The organism is Candidatus Lokiarchaeota archaeon (assembly GCA_014730275.1).
Taxonomy (GTDB): Archaea; Asgardarchaeota; Thorarchaeia; order Thorarchaeales; family Thorarchaeaceae; genus WJIL01.
Map to the genome: position 1 here is coordinate 1 of WJIL01000085.1, position 4,638 is coordinate 4,638.

The 4,638-nt window shown below is 49.2% G+C and carries 4 protein-coding genes; 3 read left to right on the forward strand and 1 reads right to left on the reverse strand.

Translation table 11 applies throughout. The features are described from left to right. Window positions 1-259: 259 nt before the first annotated feature. Window positions 260-988, reverse strand: coding sequence for a transposase (locus tag GF309_09870; GenBank protein ID MBD3159083.1), 729 nt, complete (start codon window positions 986-988; stop codon window positions 260-262). 162 nt (window positions 989-1,150) lie between these two features. Between GF309_09870 and GF309_09875 the strand changes: the two genes are divergently transcribed. From GF309_09875 to dhaK, 3 genes are all read left to right on the forward strand, one after another. Further along, window positions 1,151-2,392: an ABC transporter substrate-binding protein gene (locus GF309_09875; protein MBD3159084.1), complete on the forward strand. Its 1,242-nt coding sequence runs from the start codon at window positions 1,151-1,153 to the stop codon at window positions 2,390-2,392. A 30-nt stretch (window positions 2,393-2,422) separates the two neighbouring features. After that, the gene (locus GF309_09880; GenBank protein ID MBD3159085.1) at window positions 2,423-3,310 is read left to right on the forward strand and encodes a hypothetical protein; all 888 of its coding nucleotides are present in this window, start codon (window positions 2,423-2,425) and stop codon (window positions 3,308-3,310) included. A gap of 286 nt (window positions 3,311-3,596) precedes the next feature. After that, window positions 3,597-4,592, forward strand: a complete 996-nt coding sequence (gene dhaK, locus GF309_09885; GenBank protein MBD3159086.1) for a dihydroxyacetone kinase subunit DhaK — start codon at window positions 3,597-3,599, stop codon at window positions 4,590-4,592. Window positions 4,593-4,638 lie beyond the last annotated feature (46 nt).

Genomic DNA, 4,638 nt, shown 5'->3' on the forward strand with positions numbered 1-4,638 from the left:
GGTGAACTTCCTAGAGTGTACTGCAAGGTGAATTATTTTACAGAGCCTAGATTTGAGGCCTTGTGTAAAAAGTCACCTCCCGTCACACGCCAAGAAGTTAAGCCGTTCGATATTGTGCAACACTATCTTGAGTAACAGCTCTCGCCGCTGTTCCCTGTAGCCGCGTGAACTTAGGCTCCCTCCGAACCTCAGCTTCAGCATACTGAACACGGTCTCTGCAAGGCTTCGCCGTCCATATCGATACCGTTCTTTCCACATCTCAACCCCCCTCCTGGTATTCGTGGACCAGCTGTCGGTATGCAGGACTTCCCCGCGATCTGGGTACCGCGTTCTCCTTCGGTTCGATGGCCGGGTACGCACCGACATCACTGATGAACTGGACATTCTTCCGTGAGATGTACCCCTTGTCTCCATACACGACCCCAAGGTGTGTGGAATCAACTCTGCGGACCAGTGCCACCAGGTGCTGTACATCCCCACCGGGACTTGCCCGCACCCGGGATGCAGTGATCATCAGACTGTCCGTGTCCACGGCGTTGTGCAGGCCGTGGAACCGTCGTCTCCGTGTCGTTTTGAACCGCACAGACGACCACTCACCACCGGTGGAGTGGGAGAAGCCAGAGGCATCCACTGCGACCGTCTTCGGGGGTGGCCGTCTTCTGGCCAACAGCCGGTACATCTGGTGCAGGAGGCGCGTATGGAGCTTTTTCAGGGCCTGTTGGAGGGTAGAGTAGCTGGGAGCCCTGGTGAGGTTGAGTTTCTCAAGCAGGGTGGGGTTGAAGGTGACGAAGGCAACGAATTCGCGATAGCTCAGCCCAGTGTCGAACTTAAGCCCAAGAAGGACAAACAGGATGGACAGAGGAAACTCGACAGGCCTGCCAAACCCGGGTTGTTGCTGAGGTATCATATTGCTAAGCTTGATAAGGGAATCAAGCAAGAAGTGAAAATGGTGAGATTTGGCTGTGTCGTACGATTGATTGTAAGACATGAATCAGACGGCACGCCTGCTCGCCACTTGTTTCCTTGTATTACGTTACCGACTTTTTACACAGAGCCCTTTTTGCCAGAACGTTTATTAGTCGCAAAGATACCCATCCGTAAGACTCAGAAAGGAACCAAGTAATAGACTTGGAATAGAGTTGAGAGAACTATGACTGAGAGAATATCACAAACGCAAGCTATTATCATAGCTGCTGTAATCATTGTTGCCGGTGTAGGCGGCGTCTTTTTGTTTACTAGCATGACCGCACCACCAGGTCCCGAACCTATCAAAATAGGGTTTATATCAGGACTATCTCCGCCCGGAGCATATGGAGCTGCTGCAAATATCAAAGATGGTGCAGAATTGGCCATCAAACACATCAACGAAGACGGAGGACTGCTTGGCAGGCCTGTGACTCTCGTTGTTGGAGACTCCAGTGGACAGGTAGAGAAAGGTATCGCAGCTGCAAATAGACTCATAACGGAAGACAATGTTGTGGCAATAGTTGGAATGCTTCACAGCTCCGTCGTATTGTCAGTACAGGACATCTGTGAAGAATACGAAATACCTCTACTACCCAGTGGAGCCGGAAATGTCATGATAACCCAGAAGAATATGAGCTATACCTTCAGAGCTCACATCACAGACCTTGACAGGGCAGATTCGTGGCTCAATTTCTCCAAGTATATGGGTTGGGAGAAACTTGCCATCATCGCCGAAGATACCGATTGGGGTGTTGGAGGCATTGAATGGGTTGAGAACCAGCAGTCCGACGTGTACCCCGGGTGCACCATCGAGAGTTGGGTCGTCAGCAGGGAGTCACCGGACTACTACACCGAACTCCTTGAGATTAAGGACTGGGGACCTGACGTGGTTCTAGAGATAGCTAGTCAGCTCTTCTTCTACCAAATTACCAAGAATGCCTACGAAGTGGACTTGTCAACACAGGTGCCCCTTTTAGCAGCTGCGCCAGAGATGCCTCAGCAGGGGGCTTGGGAAGCAGTTGGAGAAGCAGGAGTTGGAATCCTTGAAACAGAGTCATACCATCCCAACATGGAACTGACCGAACAAGGTGAACGAGCCCAAGATGGTTGGTACATTGAGTACGGGCATGGCCCAGAGTACTTCGGCCTTAACGGCTATAGCGACGTCATGTGCGTAGCACAGGCAATAGAAATCGCTGGGTCTGCTGATTCGGTGCAGATTGCAAATGCTCTGCGGGGCAATCCGCTTGAACGGTGGGGATCTACCATTACCTTTGAAGACACACCAGGTCCATACCATCAGCAAGCCTCTCCCCCAGTTCTGATTTGTCAGTTCACCGAATTCGAACAGGCGCTTGAGGACACAACTATAATCTTCCCAGAATCGAAGGCGACCGGAGACTATACACCTCCGGGCGACTTGTAAGACTGGTGATCAGATGGAGTGAGACAAGATATGCAAACATACCTCGCCCATCTGATCTTACTAGCCCTCGTCACGGGATTTGTCTATAGCCTCTTGGCTATAGGCATCAATTTTGTTTTGAACGTAGTCAAAATAATTAACTGGTCAATGGGCGAGTTCTATCTTCTTGGCGGATACGTTCAGTACTACGTGATAACGCTACTTCTTGGCCCCTCACTTTGGTGGATAGCAGTCCCCATCTCTATGGGCACTATCGCCGGTGTTGGTGCTGTCTATCAAAGGTTTGTCATGAAGCCAATGTATTCAGAGGGTGGTGAGCAGAAAGAAGAGTTCGCCACTATTATCACAATCATAACCTCGATTATAATAGTCAACAGCCTAGCAATGATCTTTGGTGCCGTGTACCATGCCCCTCCTTCGTATCTGGGGCGGATTGAATTCTTTGGCTTCACGTTTGACGGCAACAAGATAATTGCTCTTTTTTCAACCATTGTAATCATTGCGCTTTTCTTCGCGGGAACCAAGTACACTTGGACCGGAAAGGGGCTCAGGGCGTGTGCTCAGAATCGTGTGGCTGCGAAGAGCGCCGGAATAGATGTACGTAAGTATGACCAGATTGCTTTCGCCATCGGCGTCGCCCTAGCTGCAGGAGCTGGTGCACTTCTTGCGACCGTATTTCCCCTTACAGCCCAATCGGGTAAGATTTCTACTATGAAGGGCTTCCAGATAATTGTCATTGGCGGTATAGGGTCCATTCTAGGTGGGCTAGTCGGAGGTATCCTACTTGCACTATTCGAAACAACCATGTCTATAGTGCTAGAATCCGCATACAGAGACATATATGGTTTCATTCTTATGCTCATTATCTTGCTTATTAGGCCCCAAGGCCTGTTTGGAGAGATACACCGAGAGGCCTAGACTTTCACGACCTCTAATTCCCCAGTTTTCTCGATGATTCGACTTGGCTGGCTCCGACTGATGCCGGACATTTTTCTCTCCTATATGTCGAATCTATACATACGGAACAGAGCGTAGTCGTTTGGTCTGTATATATAACAATGATTTTCTTTAAATAAGAAAGCACGAGATAACTTGCAGTTAGAATGAAAAAAGAATGAAAACACTCATATGCCGGAAACAGGCTATTTCGAAAGAAGGCGCTAGATTCGTCTTCAAATGAAGACAAGGGAAAGGAATGACCAAGTTGAAGAAACTCATAAATGTTCCTCAAGATGTGCCGGACGAAGAAGTGGAAGGTTTTGTCAGGGCTTTTCCTAACTATGTTAGGAAACTGGAAGACGCACGGGTTGTCGTTCGAAGAGATGCACCAGTCAAAGGGAAAGTCGGTATTCTTGTGGGCGGCGGGAGCGGCCACGAACCATTCTGGTTCGGATACACGGGAAAGGGGATGTACGATGCAGTTGTTGTTGGCGAGATATTCTCCTCCCCCACTCCGGATGCAGGTTACAAGGCCACAAAGGCTATAGATGGCGGAGAAGGGATTCTTTATCTCTTGGGCAACTATGAGGGAGATAAGATGAATCTCGGCATAGCCAAGAGGAGGGCAGAGAGTGAAGGTATTGCTGTAGAAATCACCAACGTGACCGATGATGTAGCTTCAGCACCTAAGGATCGGATTGAGGACAGGAGAGGAATTGCTGGAAACCTATTTGCGATCAAGATTGCAGGAGCCAAGGCCGAATCAGGGGGATCTTTGAGTGAGGTGAAAGAAGCAGCTGAGCACGCAAACCGCAATATTAGGACAATGGGCGTGGCGCTGTCCCCCTGTATCCTTCCGTCCACCCGAAAACCCAATTTCACTATGGGCGAAGATGAAATGGAAGTGGGAATGGGTATTCATGGAGAACCTGGGATTGAGAGAACAACCCTTCAACCAGCCGACACGGTAGCTGAGATACTTGCTATGAAGGTTCTTGAAGACTTGCCGTTCCAAGAAGGAGACCAAGTGACCGCTTTACTCAATGGACTGGGTGGAACCCCATTGCAGGAACTCTTCATTCTTTTCAGAAGGATAGACGAGATTCTCACCGCACGAGAGATTGATGTGTATAGACTGTTCATCGGGAACTATTGCACTTCCATAGACATGAAAGGGTGTTCTCTGAGTCTTATGCGGCTGGATGACGAGTTAAGAGAATTGCTTGATGCTCCTGCAGATACGCCATACTTTAGAACATGACTTGTGAAGAGGCGATGCATTGATTTCGTTCATCGACAAAGGTACA

Excerpts from the sequence above, each read along its gene's own strand:
- GF309_09875 (MBD3159084.1), top strand. The coding sequence starts at position 1,151 with ATGACTGAGAGAATATCACAAACGCAAGCTATTATCATAGCTGCTGTA.
- GF309_09880 (MBD3159085.1), top strand. The coding sequence starts at position 2,423 with ATGCAAACATACCTCGCCCATCTGATCTTACTAGCCCTCGTCACGGGA.
- GF309_09870 (MBD3159083.1), bottom strand. The coding sequence starts at position 988 with ATGTCTTACAATCAATCGTACGACACAGCCAAATCTCACCATTTTCAC.